This is a genomic window from Sphingomonas hankookensis, assembly GCF_001619955.1.
GTDB classification, from domain to species: domain Bacteria; phylum Pseudomonadota; class Alphaproteobacteria; order Sphingomonadales; family Sphingomonadaceae; genus Sphingomonas; species Sphingomonas hankookensis_A.
The window spans coordinates 43,311-63,390 of record NZ_LQQO01000014.1; the positions used below are offsets into that span (position 1 = coordinate 43,311).

The 20,080-nt window shown below is 67.8% G+C and carries 20 protein-coding genes; 9 read left to right on the forward strand and 11 right to left on the reverse strand.

The window, feature by feature from the left end:
- Window positions 1-18: 18 nt before the first annotated feature.
- Genes AVT10_RS08895 through nudC form a run of 3 tightly spaced genes read left to right on the forward strand, consistent with a single transcriptional unit; the run spans window position 19 to window position 3,229 of the window.
- Window positions 19-1,050: an A/G-specific adenine glycosylase gene (locus AVT10_RS08895; protein WP_232307938.1), complete on the forward strand. Its 1,032-nt coding sequence runs from the start codon at window positions 19-21 to the stop codon at window positions 1,048-1,050.
- 23 nt (window positions 1,051-1,073) lie between these two features.
- Complete coding sequence (locus AVT10_RS08900) at window positions 1,074-2,378, forward strand: serine hydrolase domain-containing protein (RefSeq protein ID WP_084401524.1); 1,305 nt, start codon at window positions 1,074-1,076, stop codon at window positions 2,376-2,378.
- Window positions 2,375-3,229 carry an NAD(+) diphosphatase gene (gene nudC, locus AVT10_RS08905; protein WP_066689942.1) on the forward strand — a complete coding sequence of 285 codons (855 nt, stop codon included), beginning with the start codon at window positions 2,375-2,377 and terminating at the stop codon, window positions 3,227-3,229. Before AVT10_RS08900 ends, nudC begins: the two co-directional genes overlap by 4 nt.
- Window positions 3,230-3,390: 161 nt before the next feature.
- On the opposite strand, the gene AVT10_RS08910 is transcribed toward nudC, so the two are convergent.
- Complete coding sequence (locus tag AVT10_RS08910) at window positions 3,391-4,281, reverse strand: prephenate dehydratase (protein ID WP_066689944.1); 891 nt, start codon at window positions 4,279-4,281, stop codon at window positions 3,391-3,393.
- 116 nt (window positions 4,282-4,397) lie between these two features.
- On the opposite strand from AVT10_RS08910, the gene AVT10_RS08915 reads away from it, so the two are divergent.
- Window positions 4,398-5,078 carry a c-type cytochrome gene (locus AVT10_RS08915; RefSeq protein WP_066689946.1) on the forward strand — a complete coding sequence of 227 codons (681 nt, stop codon included), beginning with the start codon at window positions 4,398-4,400 and terminating at the stop codon, window positions 5,076-5,078.
- Between the two features lie 357 nt (window positions 5,079-5,435).
- Here the strand turns inward: AVT10_RS08915 and AVT10_RS08920 are convergent, their stop codons facing one another.
- Both AVT10_RS08920 and AVT10_RS08925 read right to left on the reverse strand, forming a co-directional pair.
- Window positions 5,436-6,119 (reverse strand): HAD family hydrolase, encoded by a 684-nt coding sequence (locus AVT10_RS08920; protein ID WP_066690002.1) that lies wholly within the window; start codon window positions 6,117-6,119, stop codon window positions 5,436-5,438.
- A gap of 10 nt (window positions 6,120-6,129) precedes the next feature.
- Complete coding sequence (locus tag AVT10_RS08925) at window positions 6,130-6,795, reverse strand: YggS family pyridoxal phosphate-dependent enzyme (protein WP_066689948.1); 666 nt, start codon at window positions 6,793-6,795, stop codon at window positions 6,130-6,132.
- Between the two features lie 22 nt (window positions 6,796-6,817).
- On the opposite strand from AVT10_RS08925, the gene AVT10_RS08930 reads away from it, so the two are divergent.
- Complete coding sequence (locus AVT10_RS08930) at window positions 6,818-7,348, forward strand: thiamine phosphate synthase (RefSeq protein WP_066689950.1); 531 nt, start codon at window positions 6,818-6,820, stop codon at window positions 7,346-7,348.
- A 74-nt stretch (window positions 7,349-7,422) separates the two neighbouring features.
- Here AVT10_RS08930 and AVT10_RS08935 read toward each other — a convergent pair whose 3' ends face one another.
- Complete coding sequence (locus AVT10_RS08935; protein WP_232307939.1) at window positions 7,423-9,501, reverse strand: TonB-dependent siderophore receptor; 2,079 nt, start codon at window positions 9,499-9,501, stop codon at window positions 7,423-7,425.
- A gap of 198 nt (window positions 9,502-9,699) precedes the next feature.
- On the opposite strand from AVT10_RS08935, the gene AVT10_RS08940 reads away from it, so the two are divergent.
- Entirely contained in the window at window positions 9,700-10,770 is a 1,071-nt protein-coding gene (locus AVT10_RS08940) for an AI-2E family transporter (RefSeq protein ID WP_066689954.1), read from the forward strand.
- 95 nt (window positions 10,771-10,865) lie between these two features.
- Here the strand turns inward: AVT10_RS08940 and AVT10_RS08945 are convergent, their stop codons facing one another.
- The 4 genes from AVT10_RS08945 to crtY all read right to left on the reverse strand — a co-directional run bounded on the left by AVT10_RS08945 (window position 10,866) and on the right by crtY (window position 15,235).
- Window positions 10,866-11,792 carry a phytoene/squalene synthase family protein gene (locus AVT10_RS08945; protein WP_066689956.1) on the reverse strand — a complete coding sequence of 309 codons (927 nt, stop codon included), beginning with the start codon at window positions 11,790-11,792 and terminating at the stop codon, window positions 10,866-10,868.
- Entirely contained in the window at window positions 11,789-12,370 is a 582-nt protein-coding gene (locus AVT10_RS08950; protein ID WP_066689958.1) for a TIGR00730 family Rossman fold protein, read from the reverse strand. The genes AVT10_RS08945 and AVT10_RS08950 overlap by 4 nt, the downstream gene beginning before the upstream one ends.
- 226 nt (window positions 12,371-12,596) lie before the next feature.
- Window positions 12,597-14,075, reverse strand: coding sequence for a phytoene desaturase (locus AVT10_RS08955; RefSeq protein ID WP_066689960.1), 1,479 nt, complete (start codon window positions 14,073-14,075; stop codon window positions 12,597-12,599).
- The gene (crtY, locus tag AVT10_RS08960; protein ID WP_066689962.1) at window positions 14,072-15,235 is read right to left on the reverse strand and encodes a lycopene beta-cyclase CrtY; all 1,164 of its coding nucleotides are present in this window, start codon (window positions 15,233-15,235) and stop codon (window positions 14,072-14,074) included. The genes AVT10_RS08955 and crtY overlap by 4 nt, the downstream gene beginning before the upstream one ends.
- A gap of 294 nt (window positions 15,236-15,529) precedes the next feature.
- Here crtY and AVT10_RS08965 point away from each other — a divergent pair, with 294 nt between their 5' ends.
- The 3 genes from AVT10_RS08965 to AVT10_RS08975 all read left to right on the forward strand — a co-directional run bounded on the left by AVT10_RS08965 (window position 15,530) and on the right by AVT10_RS08975 (window position 17,622).
- A complete protein-coding gene (locus AVT10_RS08965) occupies window positions 15,530-16,327 on the forward strand; it encodes a sterol desaturase family protein (protein ID WP_126014388.1) in 798 nt (265 codons plus the stop codon).
- On the forward strand, window positions 16,230-16,682 hold the full coding sequence (locus tag AVT10_RS08970) for a DUF2141 domain-containing protein (RefSeq protein WP_332307311.1): 453 nt from the start codon (window positions 16,230-16,232) through the stop codon (window positions 16,680-16,682). Before AVT10_RS08965 ends, AVT10_RS08970 begins: the two co-directional genes overlap by 98 nt.
- A gap of 67 nt (window positions 16,683-16,749) precedes the next feature.
- Window positions 16,750-17,622, forward strand: a complete 873-nt coding sequence (locus AVT10_RS08975; RefSeq protein WP_066689968.1) for a MipA/OmpV family protein — start codon at window positions 16,750-16,752, stop codon at window positions 17,620-17,622.
- A 132-nt stretch (window positions 17,623-17,754) separates the two neighbouring features.
- On the opposite strand, the gene ppk2 is transcribed toward AVT10_RS08975, so the two are convergent.
- From ppk2 to AVT10_RS08990, 3 genes are read right to left on the reverse strand one after another with little or no spacing between them, the layout of a single operon-like run.
- Window positions 17,755-18,525 carry a polyphosphate kinase 2 gene (gene ppk2, locus AVT10_RS08980; protein ID WP_232307940.1) on the reverse strand — a complete coding sequence of 257 codons (771 nt, stop codon included), beginning with the start codon at window positions 18,523-18,525 and terminating at the stop codon, window positions 17,755-17,757.
- A 38-nt stretch (window positions 18,526-18,563) separates the two neighbouring features.
- Window positions 18,564-19,178, reverse strand: coding sequence for a GyrI-like domain-containing protein (locus AVT10_RS08985; RefSeq protein WP_066689970.1), 615 nt, complete (start codon window positions 19,176-19,178; stop codon window positions 18,564-18,566).
- Window positions 19,179-19,195: 17 nt separating this feature from the next.
- On the reverse strand, window positions 19,196-20,074 hold the full coding sequence (locus tag AVT10_RS08990) for an alpha/beta fold hydrolase (RefSeq protein WP_066689972.1): 879 nt from the start codon (window positions 20,072-20,074) through the stop codon (window positions 19,196-19,198).
- Window positions 20,075-20,080 lie beyond the last annotated feature (6 nt).

Consider the following 20,080-nt stretch of genomic DNA (forward strand, 5'->3'; position numbering starts at 1 on the left):
CCATGCCATAGAGCCGACGTGGACGCCAAGCATCTCTCTGTCGCCGAACGGTTGCTCGACTGGTATGATCGCAACCATCGTTCCCTGCCGTGGCGCAGCCCGCCCGGAACGGCAGCGCCCGATCCGTACCGCGTGTGGCTATCGGAGGTGATGCTCCAGCAGACGCAGGTGGCGAGCGTGCGGCCCTATTTCGAGGCGTGGACCGCGCGCTGGCCGTCGTTCGCGGCGCTGGCGGCGGCGGACGATGCCGATGTCATGGCGGCATGGGCGGGGCTGGGCTATTATGCCCGCGCCCGCAACCTGCTGGCCTGCGCGCGGGTCGTCGCGGCGCGGGGCGGGCTGCCCGACACCGAAAGCGATCTGCGCAAGCTGCCGGGGATCGGCGACTATACGGCGGCGGCGATCGCGGCGATCGCCTTTGGCCGGCGGGCGGTGGTGGTCGATGCCAATGTCGAGCGGGTCGTGTCGCGCTTGTTCGCGGTTGCGGAGCCCTTGCCCGGTGCCCGCCCGGCGATCCGCGCGGGCACCGATACGATCACGCCGGACGCCCGCGCGGGCGATTTCGCGCAGGCGATGATGGACCTGGGGTCGATGGTCTGCACCGCCCGCTCGCCGCGCTGCCTGCTCTGCCCCCTGCGCGACGATTGCGCGGCCTATGCGATGGGCACGCCCGACGCCTTTCCGGTCAAGGCTGTGAAGAAGGCGAAGCCGCAGCGATTCGGCACGCTGTTCTGGGCGGAACGGGACGGGCGGGTGCTGCTGGTGCGGCGGCCGGACAAGGGGATGCTGGGCGGTATGCGCGCGCTGCCGACCGGGCCGTGGAGCGATAGCGATCCGGGCGCCGAAGGCGCGCCGTTCGCCGCCGACTGGCGCGCCATCGGTCTGGTCCGCCATGGTTTTACCCATTTCGATCTTGCCTGCACCGTCATGGTGGCGGATGCAGTCGACGACACCGCGCAGGGCGAATGGTGGCCGGTCGCGGACCTTGAAGCCGCCGGCATGCCGACGCTGTTCGCGCGGGCGATAACGGCTGTGGAGGGAATGCGATGAGGGGTGAGAACCGGGTCCGAAATATGCTGGCGCTGACCGGCGCGCTGTTGCTGGTGCAGCCGGCGGTGGCTTGGGCACAGGCCGCTCCGCCGCGCGCGCCCGCCCGCCCGGCGGTCCGTGCACTGCCCGCAACCGACGGGATGGTCCGCAGCTATGTCGCGCAGAAGAAGGCGCCGGGCATGGTGGTGATCGTCGGCGGGCCGGACTGGACCAGCGCGCATGCCGCCGGCCGGGTCGCCACCGACGCCAATGCCGCGTCGGCCAATGTCGATACGCTGTGGCGCGTCTATTCGATGACCAAGCCGATCACCGGCATGGCGGCGATGATGCTGGTCGAGGACGGCAAGCTGAAGCTCGACCAGCCGATCAGCGACTTCATCCCCGGCTTCAAGTCGATGAAGGTGCTGACCGACCCCGACAAGAGCCTCGCCAGCCGGCCGGCGACCACGCCGATCACCGTGCGCCATCTGCTGACCCACACCGCCGGCCTTGGCTACAGCATCGTGACCAAGGGGCCGTTGCTCAAGGAATATGAGCGGTTGGGCATCGTGCCGGCAGCGGTCAACGCGCAGGCCGAGGTCGCGATGGCGCAGGCACGGCCGAAATCGCTGGAGGAATTCGCCAACCGCGTCGCCACCCTGCCGCTGATCGCCGAACCGGGGACGAAGTGGAGCTATTCGATCGGGCTGGACGTACTGGGTCGGGTGATCGAGGTGGCTTCGGGCATGTCGTTCGAGCGGTTCTTGCAGACGCGGATGTTCGGTCCGCTGGGCATGACGTCGACCTATTGGACGGTCCCGGCGGCGCAGAAGGGGCGGTTGGTCACCAACTATGCCTGGGCCGGCGACAATCTGGTGCCGGTCGATCCGGGCGCCACGTCGGTCTGGCTGTCGCCGCCGAGCTTCCCCTATGGCGGAGCGGGTCTCGTCATGTCGGCGGCGGATTACGACCGGTTTCTTCACATGCTCCAGAATGGCGGCACGTTGAACGGCAAGCGGGTGATGAAACCGGCCACGGTGGCGCTGGGCATGTCGAACCTGTTGCCGGCCGGCGTGACCTTTGGCGGGGTCGACGGGGCTACCGGTGGGCAGGCGGGGCCGAAAATGGGCTTTGGCGCGGGCGGTTCGGTGTATCTGGAAACGCTGCCCGGACGGCCGGGCAAGGGCACCTATGGCTGGGGCGGGGCGGCCGGCACGGTCGCGTTCGTCGATCCGGTGCGGCAGGTGCGCGGGACCCTCATGGTCAATTACTTCCCGGCGGACAAATGGCCGCTGCGCGACGATCTGGTGAAGGCATTGGCCAGCGATCTTGCCGGGCCGGTGCGATGATCGGCTTTACCGGCGTGGCGCTGGTCCGTGCCGACAATGAGCGCGACGATCCGGCCGCATTCGCCCGGTGCCTGGCCGATCCGGCGGCGCGGCTGCTGGTGCTGACCGGATTGGAGCCGCCGGTGGCGGAGGACGGGGCGCTGCAGCTGGCTGCGATGGACCCGGCGCGCCGCGATGCGCTGCTGCTCGGCTATCTGGAGGGCGCGCCGCTGTTCGTGGCGGGCGAGGGCGACGGCAGCGCGCCGGCTATGCGGTCGCCCGCGCTGATGGCCGCGCTGGCGGAGATGCCGGCGGCTGACGTCGCGCTCTACGGCATCGCGCGCAGCCTGGTCGACTGGCATTCGCGGCATGGTTTCTGTGCGCGGTGCGGCCATGCGAGCGTCGTCGCGCGTGGCGGTTGGGCGCGGTCGTGTCCGGGATGCGGCGCGCTGCATTTTCCGCGGACCGACCCGGTGGTCATCATGGCGGTCGAGCATGACGACCGCGTGCTGCTGGGTCGCCAGCCGAGCTGGCCGGCAGGACGCTATTCGGCGCTGGCCGGATTCGTCGAGGTCGGGGAATCAATCGAGGAAGCGGTCGCGCGCGAGGTGCTGGAGGAAGCGGGTGTCGCGGTTGCCGGCGTGCGCTATGTCGCCAGCCAGCCCTGGCCGTTTCCGTCGCAGCTGATGATCGCGTGCATCGCGACGGCGGCGGACGATGCACTCCGGATCGATGCGACCGAGCTGGAGGACGCGTTCTGGGCGACGCGGGACGAGGTTCGCGCGGCGCTGGCCGGGGATACGACGCGGTTCATCGCGCCGCCGGGCCATGCGATTGCGCGGAGTCTGTTGATGGCGTGGGTGGTGGGGTGACTTAAGCCCCCTTCACCTCGCCGCCGTTTGCTTCGAGCGCAGGTTCGAGCTTGTCGAGAACCGAAGTCGAGAAGGGGTTGCCCCAAGCAATAGGTTCTCGACGGACGCTTCTCGACAGGCTCGAAGCTGCTCGAACCGAACGGGGTGCGCAGAGGGAAATTCTACCCCCGCTCCCTTGCCCGCCCGTAGCTCCCCAGCAACCGCACCCATTTGCTGTGGAACCGCAGTTCGTCGAGCGCGCGGTCGACATGCGGCTCGCCCGGCCGTCCTTCGATGTCGCAGAAGAACTCCGTCGCGGCGAAGGTGCCGCCGCGCTGGTAGCTTTCCAGCTTCGTCATGTTGACGCCGTTGGTCGCGAAGCCGCCCATCGCCTTGTAGAGCGCGGCGGGTAGGTTCTTCACCTCGAACACCAAAGTCGTCATGCACGGCCCCTCGGGCAGTTCGGGCGGCGCGGCGCGGGCGAGGACGACGAAGCGGGTCGTATTATGGTCGGCATCGGCAATGTCGTCGGCCAGCAGTTGCAGCCCGTACAGCTCGGCTGCCGCCGGGGGGGCGAGTGCCGCCACCGTCGGGTCGCCGATCGCCGCGACCGATGCCGCCGCACCCGCGGTGTCGGGATGCGCTACCGGCTCGATCCCGCGCGCGCTCAGCCAGTGGCGGCATTGGCCCAGCGCCTGTTCGTGGCTCATCGCCTGACGAATGCCCTCGACCGGGCCCAGACCCATCAGCGCATGGCGAATCGGCAGGAAATGTTCGCCGGTGATGACCAGCCCGGATTCGGGCAGCAGGAAATGCATGTCCGCCACGCGCCCATGCAGCGAATTTTCGATCGGGATGATCGCGCAGTCCGCCTGTCCGACACGCACCGCATCGATCGCATCGGCAAAGCCGAAACAGGGCAGCGGCAGGCCGTCGGGAAACGCCTGTGTCAGCGCGACATGCGAATTGGCGCCGGGTGCGCCCTGAAAGGCGACGGTGCGATTCGGGTCGCGCGCGGCGGCTTCGATCATCTGCGCCACCAGCGGGCGCGCGGGTGCGGCGTATTTCTGCATGGGGTGCGGCGATTATCGGTCGCGGGGGCAGGCGGCAACCCTGTCTTGCCAGTATCGGATGCCGCCTCTAAGCATGGCCCCAAACAGAACCACATTTAGGTGAGACGGCTCAGGGCATGGACGACCGGACGAACACCATCGCAGGTTGGGTATTGGCCGGTTGCGCCGCTGCCCTCGGACTTTCCATCGCCAGCGGCATGGTGTTTCACTCCGGTCCGCCGGAAAAGCCGGGCTATCCGGTCGAGGGCGCCGCCGAAGCCGGGGGTGGCGCTGCCGCCGCCGTGCCGATCGCCACGCTGCTCGCCACCGCCGACGTCGCCAAGGGCGCGGAAGTGTTCAAGAAATGCGCCGCCTGCCACACGGTGAACCAGGGCGGGGCCAACGGCATCGGTCCGAACCTGTGGGGCGTGCTGGGCAAGAAGCACGGCCATATTCCGGGATTCGCCTATTCGAGCGCGCTGACCGGTATCCCGGGCAACTGGGACTTCGATTCGATGAATGCGTGGCTGACGTCCCCGCGCAAATATGCGCCGGGCACCAAGATGACCTTTGCGGGTCTGGGCAGCGCCGAGGACCGGGCGAACGTCATCGCCTATCTCAATTCGCAGGGATCGAACCTGCCGCTGCCGGCCGCTCCCGCCGCGGGTGCCGAGGCGGCGCCGGCCGAGGCGGAGGGCAATGTCGCGGAGGGGGCTCCGGCCAACACCGCCGACGTCGTCAACGCCGCGACCCCGGCATCGGGCGCGCCGTCGGTCGATCCGGCCGCGGCGGAACAGGCGGCGAAGAAGGGCCAGTAACGGCCCGGCTTCGGAAAGAAGAATGGGGGTCACGCGGAGGCGCGAAGGGGTTGCGGTTGGTGCCGCCCTCCAGTGTTCCCGCTGGCTCGAATAGAAGAAGAAATTGGTTCGCGCAGAGGCGCAGAGAGGTTGCGTTTGCTGCCACCTTGCGCTCGATCGGTAGACCGTCGCGCCCGCTTCGGCTTAAGATGAGGCCGCTGGCGCGGATGAGGACGCGGCAAACGCAACCTCTCTGCGCCTCTGCGCCTCTGCGCCTCTGCGCGAAATCTAATCTTCTTCTTCGCGTCTCCGCGCCTCCGCGTGAAAACCACCTGCTACTCGCTTACGCCATTACGTGGACCAACCGTCCGGCCACACTCAGACCGACACCGGTTCCAGCCCGAGCAACCGCGCCACCTCGTCGAAGCCATGCGCGATCTCGGTCACGCCGAGCGCGCGCAGGCGGTCGTCATGGCCGACGCCGCAATGGGACCCGGCGCACAGCCCGATCACGCGGGCGCCGGATGCAACGGCGCCGGTGACACCGACCGGCGAATCCTCGAGGATCGCGCAGTCCTCGATCGCGACGCCGAGCTGCTTCGCCCCGTACCGATAGAGGTCGGGCGCGGGCTTGCCGTTCGCGACATGCTCCTTGCCGCTGTAGATATGGTCGCCGAACGCGTCGCGGATGCCGAGATGGTCCAGATGCGTCGCGATCCAGTGGGTCGTGCTGGACGACACGATCGCGCGCGGCAGGTCGGCGGGGAGCGACCGGACGAAGGCGACCGCCCCGGCCACCGCCTCGACCCCCTCTGCCAGCACGCGGGCATCCTCGATGGCGCGCGCGTCCCAGAAGCCGTCGGGCACCGGGCCGCCGACCCATTTCTCGATCGCCTGGGTGAAGTGGTCGCCCGACAGGCCCATGAAATTGGCCATGGAATCGGCGGCGCTGGTCGGATGGCCCGCCTGGGTCAGGAAGTCAGCGATCTGGCGGTTGCCGGCAAATTCGCTTTCCAGCAGCACGCCGTCAAAGTCGAACAACAGGGCTTTCGGACGGGTCATCATCGTTCCTTTACTGGCCCCGCGCGCCGAACAGGGCGGAGCCGATGCGGACATGGGTCGCGCCGAGCGTCACGGCGGTTTCGAAATCGTCGGACATGCCCATGCTGAGGCCGGTGAGGCCATGGTCGCGGGCGAGCTTGGCGGTCAGCGCGAAATAGGGCGCGGCGTCGAGGCCGGCGGGCGGCACGCACATGAGCCCGGCGACGGGAAGCCCGGCGGCCTTCGCCTCGGCCAGCAGCGCGGGCAGGTCCGACAGCGCGCAGCCGCCCTTTTGCGGTTCGTCACCGATATCGACCTGGAGGAAACAGGCGGGCGCGCGGCCGGTCTTGTCGATCGCCTTGGCCAGCGCGGCGACCAGCGAGGGGCGGTCGACCGAATGGATCGCGTCGAACAGGCGGACGGCATCCTCGGCCTTGTTCGACTGGAGCTGACCGACCAGATGCAGTTCGATGCCGGGCGTAAGCTCCTGCAATGCCGGCCATTTGCCTTGCGCTTCCTGTACCCGGTTTTCGCCGAACACGCGCTGTCCGGCGTCGATCAGCGGCTGGATCGCGGCGGCGTCATGGGTCTTGCTGACGGCGATCAGCGTCGTCGCGCCGCGGGGGCGGCGGGCGATCGATTCGGCATGGGCGATCCGGTCGCGAACGAGGCCGAGCGGGGTGTCGGTTTTGGTCATCGCGCGCGCTATAGAGGCCGCCATGCGCCGCCGCCACCCTTTGCCGACCCGCTGGCTGATGACCGATGAACGGTTGGGCGAGGCATTGCCGGCGATGGTGGCGAAGTTGCCGCGGGGGAGTGGTGTCGTGTTCCGGCATTATGCCACACCCGAAGGGGAACGGCGGCGGAAGTTTACACAGGTGCGGCGGATCGCGCGGGCGCGGGGGCTGGTGCTGCTGGTGGCGGGGCCGCCGCTGCGGGGTGGCGATGGGGTGCACGGAAGAAAGGCGTGCAAGACCAAGGGGTTGGCGACGCGGCCGGTGCATTCGATGCGTGAACGCATCGCCGCCGAGCGGGCGGGGGTCGATGGCATCTTCGTTTCGCCCGTCTTTCCCACCCGGTCGCATCCCGGTGCGCGGGCGCTGGGGCGGGTGCGGTTCCAGCGGCTGATCGTGGGTGCGCGCGTGCCGGTCATCGCGCTGGGCGGGATGACGGCGGCACGGGCGCGGACGCTGAAGGGGATTGCCGGCTGGGCGGCGATCGATGCCTGGGGGTCGTTGCCCCCGGCTTGATCCGGGGGGGGGGCGAAGAAGAAGCGGGACCCCGGGTCGAGCCCGGGGTGACGATGGGAGGGAGATAGGTCGCGTCAGAACTTCGCGCGTAGTTCGGCGAAGACGGTGCGCGGGTCGCCGGGGAAGTGGCCGGTCTGTGCCGAGAAGCCCGAGGCGGCGTACACCGTGTCGAAGAGGTTATCGACCCGGAGCATCAGTTCGGCAAAGCCCAGCTGCTGCGTGATCGACGCGTCGAAGATGGTGTAGGGCCGGACCGTCTGTCCGGCGAGGCTGATGCGGCGCGAGACATGTTCGCCGCCGAACGCAAGGGCGGTCCGGATCACCGGCAGCTGATAGCGGGTCCAGAAGCCGAGCTTGTGCGCAGGGGCATTGGCGAAGCGGGTGCCGACCGCGTTGGTGATCGCCTGTCCCGGCGCGGTGGCGGTGATCCGCGCGTCATTATACCCATAGTTGGCGAGCAGCACCCAGTTGCGGGTGAGGTCGGTGGTCAGGTCGAGTTCGACCCCCTTGCTGGTCACCTGCCCGATCGGGCGCAGCTGATCGACGCCATTGACCGGGGGCAACGCGGGATCGACCTGCAGGATGTTTTCGCGGACGATGCGGTACAGCGCGGCATTCGCCTGCAACCGGCCGTCGAACAGGAGCGATTTGACGCCGCCTTCCCACTGGTTGCCGGTGACCGGCGCGAACGGGCCGCCGGCGTCGGTCGCCTGCGACGCGCTGGCCTGCGGTTCGAATCCCTGCGACCAGCTGACATAGAGCGACAGGTCGGTGCGTGGCTGATAGATCGCGCCGCCGCGGAAGGTGACGTCGCTGTCGGCATAGCGCGAGCGGGCGGTGACGCGGTTGCCGGTGGCGACGGTCACGCCATCGTCGAACCGGTCGTAGCGCAGCCCGCCGACCAGCAGAAACTGCTCGGTCAGCGAAATCTGATCCTGCGCATAAAAGCCATAGCGGGTCGAGCGGGTGTCGGTGACGGTGAAGGGCAGCGCCATCGCCCGCGTGGCATCCCCGTCCGAGCGGCCATAGACCGGGCGGCTGAGGCTCAAGGGCAGCACGCCGCTGCGCAGGATGCGCGAGCGCAGGATATTCGTTTCGCGAAACCAGTCGCCGCCGAACTGGAACCGGTGCTCCATGCCGAGCAATGTCGTGGTCGCGGTCGCATTGGCGGCGAAGGACAGGCCGTCGACCGGGCGGACCTGATCGCGGAATTCGCGCAGCACCAGATCGGGGTTGGCGGCGTTGCGCCCGCGCGGCTCGTGATATTTCTGCCGCTCGGTCGCCTTGAAGTAGCGGGCGCCGACATCGAACGTGATCGCGTCGCCGATCGCGGTCGCATAGCGCGCCTGGGTCGCGGTCGAGGTCAGGTGGAGGAAATCGCTCTTTTCATTGGCGTTCCAGCGGATCGAGCCGAGGAAGCGCCCGCTATCGTCGACCAGCACCCCGCGCAGCCGGTTGGCGCGCAGATAATTGTCATAGGTCGTGACCTGCACCGTCAGCAGCCCGCCGGGATTGGTGCGGATCGACAGGCCGGCATCGCCGATCAGCGACTTGTTCAGCGTGTTGAAGCGATAGGGCCGCATCGCTTCGTAGAAGCCGCCGAGGCGGTAGCTGACCACGCCATCGGCATCGATCCGGTCGGTCGCCTCCGCCGAGATGCCGAACCGGTCGTAATTGCCGGCAGTGACGACGGTGCGCAGCGCGGCGCGGTCCGACGGCGTCTTCGACACGTAATTGATGATGCCGCCGGGCGATCCTGGGCCGAAGAACAGCCCGGCAGGACCCTTGAGCACCTCGACCCGGTCGATGTTGAACAGTTGCGGGACCGAAAAGCCGATGAACGGATTGCCGCGCTGTCCGTCGTAGAAGGACTGGTCCTGGCGGAAGCCGCGAAAGGTGACGCCGGCATAGCTGAATGCGCTGACGCCCGAGATATTGCGATAGATGTCGGTCGCGTCGCGCGCGCCCTGATCGACGAACAGGTCGGCATTGATGACCTGCAGCGCCTGCGGAATGTCGAGCGGGTCCTGTGCCGATTTGCCAACGGTGGTGACGAGCGTGCGGTAGAGTTGCTGGGCGCGGCCCTGCACGATGATCTCGTCATCGGCGGGCGGGTCTGCGCGGTCCTGTGCCAGTGCCGGAACCGAAACCATGGCCGCGCCCGCGACCGACATCCAAAACCGCTTCACACCACCCCCGATGTATTGATGCAATTCGCTCGCATTAGCGAACGAACATGGAGGATGCAATCCAATTGCGAACGATCCGCAAAAAGGATGACATTGTAACGCAGCCGAACCGGAACGCGGCGGCGTTCCGACCGTTGGAGGGCGCATAAGGGGAAAAGCGGGATGGCCGACAACGATACGCAGCGCGCGACGCCCGGTTACGGCCGGGTCGCGGCGATGACGGTGATGGTACTGGCGATCGTTGGCGCGGCGTGGCTGTTGGTCAGCATGATGCGGCTGGTGCTGCTGGTGTTCGCCGCGACGACGATCGCGGTGCTGTTCAGCGCGGTGGCCAACCGGATCGAGCGATGGACGCGGCTGCCGCGCGGGCTGGCGCTGGCGCTGTCGGTCATCCTGCTGCTCGGTACGGTGATCGGCATCTTCTATGCGTTCGGCGCGCAGCTGGCGCAGCAGTTCGACACGATCCAGGAACAGATCCCGGCGGCATTCCAGGCGGTGCAGCGTCAGCTCGACAGCTGGGGACTGGGCGAGCCGTCGCGCGAATTGCTGACGCAGGGCAGCAGCGACCTGTCGACGATCATGTCGCGCGCGGGCGGCTATGCCCTGTCGATCGGGTCGGGGCTGTCGGATGCGGTGCTGGTGCTGGTCGGGGCGATTTTCCTGGCGGCCGATCCCGAACTCTATCGCCGGGGGCTGGTGACGCTGGTGCCGCCCAAGGCCGAGGGCGTCGCGCGCAAGGCGGTGGACGACGCCGCCGGCGGCCTGCGCGGATGGATGAAGGGCGAGGCGGTGGCGATCATCGTCGTCGCGGTGCTGACCGGGGCGGGGCTGTCGCTGCTGGGCGTGCCGGCCGCGATCGGGCTGGGGCTGATCGCCGGGTTGATGGACATCGTGCCGTTCGTCGGGCCGATCATCGCCGGCGTGCCCGCCGTGCTGCTGGCCTTTACCCAGTCGCCGTCGACCGCGTTGTGGACGATCGTGCTGTTCCTGATCGTCCAGCAGATCCAGGGCAATATCCTGCAACCCATCGTCCAGAAACATGCGGTCGACGTGCCGCCCGCCGTGTTGCTGTTCTCGGTCATCGGCATGGGGCTGTTGTTCGGGTTCATCGGCGTGCTGCTGGCGGCGCCGCTGACGATCGTCGTGTTCGTGCTGGTGCAGCGGATTTACGTGCAGGCGCTGCTGGGGCGGGACATTACCGTGGCGACGGACAAGGTGAAGGAGGAGGAGTGAGCGCTCCGCTCCCAAGCTGACTTGATCCCGGGTCCCGCTTTTCGTGCCGTCGAGAAGAAGCGGGACCCCGGGTCAAGCCCGGGGTGACGGGTGGGTCAGGCGGGGCGCGTCCACAGTACCGGGTCGCGCGGGGTATCCGGCGCGGGGCGCCAGCGGGCCGCCACGAAGGCGCGGGCGATGGCGGCGATCTTTTCGCCTTTCGATGTGCTCTGCCGCTGGTCCCATGCGGCGGGGCCGGCGGCGGCGACTTTCCGGGCGATGCCGCCATAGATGTCGGCGGCGGCGAGCACCGCCCAGGCCGAGCGCCATGGCAGGCGGGCGGCACCGACGCGGGCGCTGTCTTCGTGGGAAGCCGCGCGCGCGGCCATGCGGCGGGCGAGGATCGCGACCCGGTCGGGCGTCGCCATCGGATCGGCGGGGTCGATGCCCTGTTCGGCCAGCCAGTCGCGCGGCAGATAGCAGCGGCCGGCGTCGGCATCCTCGCGCACGTCGCGGGCGATATTGGCGAGCTGAAAGGCGAGGCCGAGATCGCAGGCGCGGTCGAGCGTGTCCTGTTCGTGCGCGGGCACGCCCATCACCACCGCCATCAGCCCGCCGACCGCGCCGGCGACGTGATAGCAATATCGGTACAGGTCGGCTTCGCTTACCGGCTGCCAGCCATCGGCGTCGAGCTGGAACCCGTCGATCACGTCGTACACGAGGGCATGCGGCAGGCCGACCTCGGCTGCGACCACGCCCAGCGCGTCGAAGGCGGGATCGCCGGTCGGCTGCCCGGCCAGCGCCTGCGCGGTGCGCGCGCGGATCAGGGTCAGGCGTTCCTGCGCATCGTCGAGCCGCTGCATGCCATGGCCCATGTCCTGCCCGTCGGCCAGGTCGTCGCAGGCGCGGCACCACGCATAGAGCAGCCAGGCGCGTTCGCGGGTGACGGGATCGAACAGCTTGCTCGCCGCCGCGAAACTCTTGGAGCCGCGCGCGATCGTGTCGCGAGCATGCGCGACGAGCGCTGCGCGGGGCGGGATCAAAGGTCCTTGCTGCTCATATGGATGATCGCCTGCACCGGCGTGTGCGCCGCCATCTTGCCCAGCAGCGCGTCGAGCGTGTCGGCGACCAGCAATATGTCGCGGTGCATCGGGCGCATGAAGCCGACCTCGGCCATCTTCGCGACGAAGGCGATCAGATGGTCGTAGAAGCCGGCGACGTTGAGCAATCCGACCGGCTTGGTGTGATAGCCGAGCTGTGCCCAGCTCATCGCCTCCCACAATTCGTCCATCGTGCCGGTGCCGCCGGGGATGGTGACGAAGCCGTCGGACAGGTCGGTGAACGCCTGTTTGCGCTGATGCATCGTGTCGACGACGTGCAGTTCGGTGAGGCCCTTGTGCGCGGCCTCTGCCTTCACCAGCGCGGTCGGGATCACGCCGATCACCTCGCCACCCGCCTCGATCGCGCCATCGGCGACCGCGCCCATCAGGCCGAGCTTGCCGCCGCCATAGACGACGCCGATGCCGCGCTCCGCCAGCGCACGGCCGACGGCGCGGGCGGAGTCGATATAGACAGGGTCGGCGGGGGTCGCGGACCCGCAATAGATGGCCAGGCGCTTCATGGGGGTGGGAGGTAGGCGATTGGCGGGTGGGGGGCAAGCGGGTGACGTTGCCCCTACCTGCCCAATACCCAATCCGTTTGCTTCGAGCGCAGGTTCGAGCCTTGTCGAGAACCGAAGTCGAGAAGGGGGTGCCTCAAACGGGGCGTTCTCGACGGGCGCTTCTCGACAAGCTCGAAGCTGCTCGAACCAAACGGTTGGGGTTGGGGTTGGGCGCGGGAGAGGGCGTTCAGTCCTCGCCCCCCAGCATCAGCCCAGCCGTCGCCTTGGCGCTTCCCACGACCCCGGGAATCCCCGCGCCCGGATGGGTGCCGGCCCCGACCACATACAGATTCGGGATATCGTCATCGCGGTTGTGCGCGCGGAAATAGGCGCTCTGGGTCAGGATCGGCTCCAGCGAGAAGGCCGATCCCTGATAGGCGTTCAGGTCGTGGGTGAAGTCGCTCGGCATATAGCTGAACTTCGTCACGATCCGGTCGTGAATGTCGGGGATCAGGCGGCGGCCGACTTCATCGAGAATGCGCTTTTCGAGGATCGGGCCGATCTGGTCCCAGTCGACCGGGAACTTGCCAGTGTGCGGCACCGGGCACAGCGCGTAGAAGGTCGAATGCCCCTCCGGCGCCATCGACGGGTCGGTGACGGTCGGATGGTGGAGATAGAGCGAGAAGTCCTCGCTCAGCACGCCATGGTCGTAAATGTCGGCGAGCAGCCCCTTATAGCGCGGGCCGAACAGGATCATGTGGTGGGGGATGCCCGGCCATGTGCCCTTGATGCCGAAATGGACGACGAACAGCGACGGCGAGAAGCGCTTCTTCTCCAGCCGCTGCACCTTGCGCTGCGCGCTGCGCGAACCGGACAGCAGGTCCTTGTAGCTGTGCATCAGGTCGGCATTGGTCGCGACCATGTCGGCGCCGATCACCACGCCGCCCTTCGTCGTCACCCCCGTCGCGCGGTCGCCGAGCGTGTCGATGCTCTTGACCGGATCGCCGAGCATCAACGTGCCGCCGAGCTTTTCGAACAGGCGGACCATGCCGGCGACCAGCTTGTTGGTCCCCCCTTGCGCGAACCACACGCCGCCGTCGCGCTCCAGCTTGTGGATCAGCGCATAGATGCTGCTGGTCTTCATCGGATCGCCGCCGACCAGCAGGGTGTGGAACGACAGCGCTTGGCGCAACTTGTCGTTCTTCACGAACGACGACACGATCGAATAGACCGAGCGCCACGCCTGGTACTTCGCCAGCGCCGGCGCGGCCTTGATCATCGAGGCGAAGTCGAGGAACGGCACGTGGCCGAGCTTCACATAGCCTTCCTCGTACACCCCCGCCGAATATTCGAGGAAGCGGGCATAGCCGGCGAGATCGCCCGGATCGAGCTTGGCGATTTCGGAGCGCAGCAGCGTGTCGTCGTTGGTGTAGTCGAAATTGGTGCCGTCGGGCCAGTTGAGCCGGTAGAAGGGCGACACCGGTTCCAGCGTCACGTCCTCGGCCATGTCGCGGCCGGTCAGCTGCCAGAGTTCCTGCAACGCCTCGGGGGCGGTGATGACCGTCGGGCCGGCGTCGAAGACGAAGCCGTCGCGCTCCCAATAATAGGCGCGGCCGCCGGGCTTGTCGCGCCCCTCGACCAACGTCGTCTGCACGCCCGCCGACTGCAGCCGGATGGCGAGCGCGAGGCCGCCGAACCCTGCGCCGATAACGACTGCCGTCTTCACCCCTGTCTCCCCATCAACGCCTGCACCGCGCGCCCGATCGGCACCGGCGGTTTCCCGATCAGCACCCGGGCCTGATCGAACAAATTCGATTGCCCGGCATAGAAGCGTCCGATCAGCGCCGCGTCCAGCCGGTAGAAGCGTTCGAGCACGCGGTAGCGTTCCACAGGGTCCGCCGCGCGGAACAACATTGTCGCAAGCATCCGGTAGAAGCCGCGCTTTTTCCACAGCGACGCCGCATAATCATGGGTCAGCGTGTGGAGCGCTCCGCCCGACCAGTCCGAACTGTCGGCGACCAGCTGCGCCAGACGTACGGCGTCGGGCAGCGAATAGCCGGTCAGCGGATGGAACAGCCCGGCGCGCATCCCGCCCTTTGCCACGCGATTGCCGCCAGAACGCCAATATTCCTCGAAATCGCCGCCCATCGCGACCGGGAGCACGCCGGTTTCGCTGCGCCCGACGGTGGCCGCGTCCCAGCCCTTTGCGGCGGCATAGGCGGCGATGCGTCCCGCCAGCACCTGCGTGTCGAGGTCGGGGGTGTCGCTATAATATGTGTCCTCGACGAACAGCGTCGAGGCATCGAACGGCAGGGTGTAGAGGAAGCGATAGCCGTCGATCTGCTCGACCGATCCGTCCATCACGATCGGGCGTTCGACGCCGTGGGGATAGGCGGTGTGCAACTCCATCCCCATGAACTTCTGCCAGCCGAGGTCGAGATGCGACAGGTCGCCGGGGCCGCGACAGTCGATCACCCCCTGCGCCTCCACCCGGTCGCCGTCCGCCAGCACGACGGCGGTCGGACTGGCTCCCAGCACCCGCGCCGACGCCATCAGCGTTTCACTTGGCAGCGTATCGCGCAGCACCGTGTCGAGCCGTTCGGACGTGATCGAATAATAGGTGGTGTCGAGGGTGCGGGCATGCGCCGGAAAGGCGATGTCGTAGCCGCGCCAGCCATGGGCGACGAGCGGCGCCACCAGTGCGCGCTGTTCGGTCGCGACGTCGCTGCCGAAGAACGACCAGACATGGTTGCCGCCGAAGTGCGCCGCCCCCTCGATCAGGCGGATGCGCGCATCGGGCCGCCGCTTCGCCGCCGCCAGCGCGATGAGGGCGCCGGACAATCCCCCGCCGACGATGGCGAGGTCGCATTGATGGATGGTTGGCATGGGGGGGCAGTAGGGGAGCGAAGTCGCGGTAGCAACGGCGGAAAGCCGGCTTGCCCGATGGGGTGGGGCTTCAGCGTGCGGCAGCCGCTGTCGATAGTCGGTGTGATTTCCTCGTCACCCCGGGCTTGACCCCGGGGTCCCGCTTCTTCTTCTACAGCCGGCCGAGCGAGAAGCGGGACCCCAGGGTCAAGCCCGGGGTGACGGTGGGGTTGCGGAGGGCGATCGCTTCCCACAGGCGGGGAGGATCTAAGCCTGTCCTCCCCGCCCACAATCCGCTACAGGGCCCCCATGTCGATCCCGCTGGCTATCCTGTTGTCCGCCGTGGCGATGACGCTGATCGTGGGCGTGCGCTATCTGCTTGCCTCGGCCGGTTTCGCCTTTGCCACGCGCGTGCGGCATCCGGGGCTGTATCGCGGCCTCGATCCGCAGATCGCCAAGGAGATTCGCTGGTCGCTGCTGTCCGCTGCCATTTACGGCATCCCCGCCGGCATCGTCGCCTGGGGGTGGCAGCATCGCGGCTGGACGGCGATCTACCGTGACGTCGACGCGTACCCGTTATGGTATCTGCCGCTGTCGGTGCTGCTCTATCTCTTTGCGCACGACACCTGGTTCTATTGGACCCATCGCTGGATGCACCGGCCGAAATGGTTTCGCATCGCCCATGCCGTCCACCATGCCAGCCGCCCGCCGACCGCGTGGGCGGCGATGGCGTTTCACCCCATCGAGGCGCTGACCGGTGCTGTGGTAATTCCGCTACTCGTCTTCGTCATTCCGATTCATATCGGTGCACTGGCATTGGTGCTGACGACCATGACGGTTATGGGCGTCACCAACCACATGGGATGGGAAATGTTCCCCCGGTTCATGTGGGCGGGGCGATTGGGGGGCTGGCTGATTACCGCCAGCCATCATCAGAGGCATCATGAACGCTATGGCTGCAATTTCGGGCTCTATTTCCGCTTCTGGGACCGGCTGTGCGGCACCGATGGCGGGCTTGGCGACTTCGAAAAAGAGCGCGCGCGCGCGGCGCGTCGCGCTGGCGGTGCTGGCGCTGGCGCTGTTGCCGGGGGCGATGCCGACCGGCACGCTTGACGTCCGGGTCAGCGACCTGCGTTCGACCAAGGGCGTGATCCGCCTCTGCCTGACCGCCGACCCCAAGAATTTTCCCGGCTGCACCGACGACCGCAACGCCGTCACCCGCACCTTCGCCGCCAATGCCGGCGGCGTGCGGATCGCGGGGCTGGGACGCGGCGACTATGCCGTGTCGGTGATCCATGACGAAAACAACAATGCGAAGCTCGACACCTTTGCCGGCATCCCGCGCGAAGGTTTCGGCTTTTCGCGCAATCCGGCGATCCGCTTCGGTCCGCCCAAGTTCAGCGCGGCGGAATTCCCGCTGGCGGGTGATGTAACCATGCAACAGGTACGGATTCGCTATCTGCTATAGTAGAAAGGACGGACCGAAGTCGGCAACGTAGCGTTACGCGGCTGTAATATTTGCCGGAGCTACGCCCTTGCGCGCCATTTTCGCCGCCGTCCTGACTGCCGCCGCCGCTGTTGCCGCCCCCGCCTTTGCGCAGGAAGCGGCCGGGCCGGCGGTGCCCGCCTCCGCCATGCCGAACGACGATACCGGCGGCGATTTCTATGTCGTCGGGATCGGCGCGGCGGTGCTGCCCGATTATGAAGGGTCGGACGATTACGGCTTCACGCCGGTCCCCGCCGCCACCGGCCGGGTATCGGGGTTCAATTTCCTGCTGGCCGGCAACCGCGCCAGCGTCGACCTGATCCGCGACGGGGTCGGCCCGACCTGGGATTTCCAGGCGGGGCCGATCGCGGTGGTGAGCCTGAACCGCAACACGACCAAGGGCATCGACGATGCGCAGGTCCGTGCGCTGGGCAAGGTCGGCACCGCGATCGAACTGGGCGGTTATGTCGGCATCGGCAAGACCGGGGTCATCACCTCGCAGTTCGACCGGCTGTCGGCGTCGATCAGCTATCGCAAGGACGTGGCGGGCGGGCATGGCTCGACCGTGCTGGCACCGACCGTGACCTATGTCACGCCGCTCAGCCTCAAGGCGATTGCCGGCATCTTCGTATCGGGCGAGCGCGTCGGCGAAGGCTATGCCGACAATTATTTCTCGATCACCCCGTCCCAGTCGTTCGCCAGCGGCCTGCCGGTCTACAATGCGCGGGGCGGGTGGAAGAACTGGACGCTCGGCGCGATCGGCGGCCATTCGATCAGCGGCGACCTGCGCTCGGGCTGGCAGCTGTTCGGCACGGTCGTCTATCGCAAGCTGCTCAACGACTTTGCCGACAGCCCGATCGTGGCGCGCAACGGGTCGAGCAACCAGTGGCTGGGCGCGGTGGGTGTGGCCTATAGCTTTTGAGGCAATGAGGGACCGATAGAACCCAGCTTCGTCACCCCGGACTTGATCCGGGGTCCCGCTTACTTTGCAACCGGGCAAGAGGAAGCGGGACCCCGGCTCAAGGCCGGGGTGACGGTGTATATGGGCTGAGCGTCAGCACGCCAGCCGGCCGTCGGTGATGGCGCTTTGGTCGAACAGGAACAGGATCTTCGGATCAGGCAGATCCTGTTCGTGGGCGATGGCGTCCGGGGCGATGCGGGCGACGACATGGGCGAGGGCGGCGATGCGGGCAGGCTTCTTGTGGTCGGCGCGGATGCAATGCCAGGGCGACAGCGCGGTGTGGGTGCGCGAGAGCATGCGGTCGCGCGCCGCGGAATAATCGTCCCACCGCTCCTGCGCCACCGCGTCGAGGTCCGAGACCTTGAGCTGCTTCAACGGATCGGTCCGCCGCGCGTCGAGCCGGGCCTTCTGCTCCTCGCGCGAGATGTCGAGCCAGAGTTTGACCAGGCGAATGCCGCTTTCGATCAGCATCCGTTCGAAATCGGGGGCGTCGCGCAGGAAGGATTCCTGTTCGGTCGCGGTCGAAAAGCCCATGACCGTCTCGACGCCCGCGCGATTATACCATGACCGGTTGAGGATCACGATCTCGCCCGCCGCCGGCAGATGCGCGACATAGCGCTGGAAATACCATTGCGAGCGTTCGCGGTCGGACGGCTTGGGCAGCGCGACGATGCGGGTCGAGCGGGTCGAGAGATGCTCGACCATCCGCTTGATCGTGCCGTCCTTGCCCGCGCCGTCGCGGCCTTCGAGCAGGATCACCACACGTTCGCCGCTCTTGGCTGCCGCGAGCTGGGTCTCCACCAGCGCCAGCTGCAACGCGTGCAGCCGCGATTCATAGACGTGCTTCTTCATCGCGCGCAGCATGACATGCGCGCCGTGCCGCCGAAAGCGGTTTGGCGCGCTCAGGCGGGGCGAACCGGCTGGCGCAGGATCGTGCGCAGCCGGGCGGGCGCGGTCCTGCGCGGGTCGCTCAGGTAGATTTCATGGTGCGGCCCGGCGAAGGTGAGGTTTAGGGCGGGCATGACCGTGTCGTGCAGGCGGTGCAGGACCGGTCCCTCTTCGTCATAGCTGCCGATGTGCAGAATCTGGAGCGAACGCCCTTCGGCCAGGGGTTCGAAGCGCAGCGAGGGCGGGCGGTCGTCGCGCTTTGCCAGCATCTTCGCGACCGCTTGCTCGAACAGGGCCGGTGTTACGAAGTCGGGCGCCATGATCATGACCGTCCAGTGCCAGCGGTCCTTTTCGCGGCGGACGAAGCTGTCCGGATCGTCCGACCACCACAGCGCCTCCAGCGGCGGCACGACATAGTCGCGGCTGAGCGTCGCCTTTGCGGCGAACTTCATCGCATAGCTGACGCCGTAGAGCCATTCGACGGCAGTGCGATAGGCGGCGGCGGTGTTCGGATCGCCCGCACCGTCGACCTTCACGAACGTCATGGGCGGGACGACGATATCGGCGAAATCGCGTGTCGGCGGGTGGTAGAGGTCGCGAAACTGTCGCTTCAGATCGATCTTTTCCATGGGTGCTCCTTCGGAGTTCACAGGCGATGTTCGACCAGGAAGAGGCCCAGTTCGACGCGGAAGCGGTCCTGCGCCTCGATCTGCGCCAGATGGCCGCAATCGGGCACGATCACGAGGCGCGCACGCGGCATCTGGGCGGCGGCGCGACGCGAATCGGCGGGGGCGACCAGGCGGTCGTTCGCGCCGTGGAAGAACAGGGTGGGGGCCGGGATCGACCCGACGCGGTCGCTCAGGTCGTTTCGCAGGTGGGTGGGCGCGAGCGACGCCTGGTTATAGCGCAGATAGGCGATGCCCGCCTGGTCGCGGGCCGCTTCCCGGACGAAGCGTTCTGCGATCCCGGGCGGCAGGGTCGCGGGATCGGCCACCATGCGGCGGATGAGCTGCCCGACATGGCGGTTGCCCCAGCGCACCAGCGGCAACAGCAGCGCGTCGGGCAACTGCGCCGCCGCCCATGCCAGCAGCTGCACGGCAGGATTGCGGACCCGCGGCGCAAGGCCGCCGGGCGCGACGAGGACGAGACCCGCGACCCGATCGGGCGAGCGCAGCGCGAGGTTCAGCGCGACATCGCCGCCCATCGACACCCCGGCGACGATGACGCGATCGACCCCGACGCGATCGAGTGCATCGCCGACGATATCCGCCATCGCCGCCGCGCTGCCCACCGGGTCGAGCGACAGGCTGGCGCCGAAGCCCGGCAGGTCGGGCGCGACGACCATCCGGTCGGCGGACAGGGGCCCGATCAGCCGCGCCCAGGCGATCGCGGCCCGGTCCATGCCGCCGCCATGGATCAGGACGATCGGCAGGCGTGGACCAGCCTGTCCGGCGACGATGACGCCAACGGCACCGGCCCGCGTCGGCACGCGCCGGATCGGCAGCGAGCACGCGTCGCCGATCATCGTCGG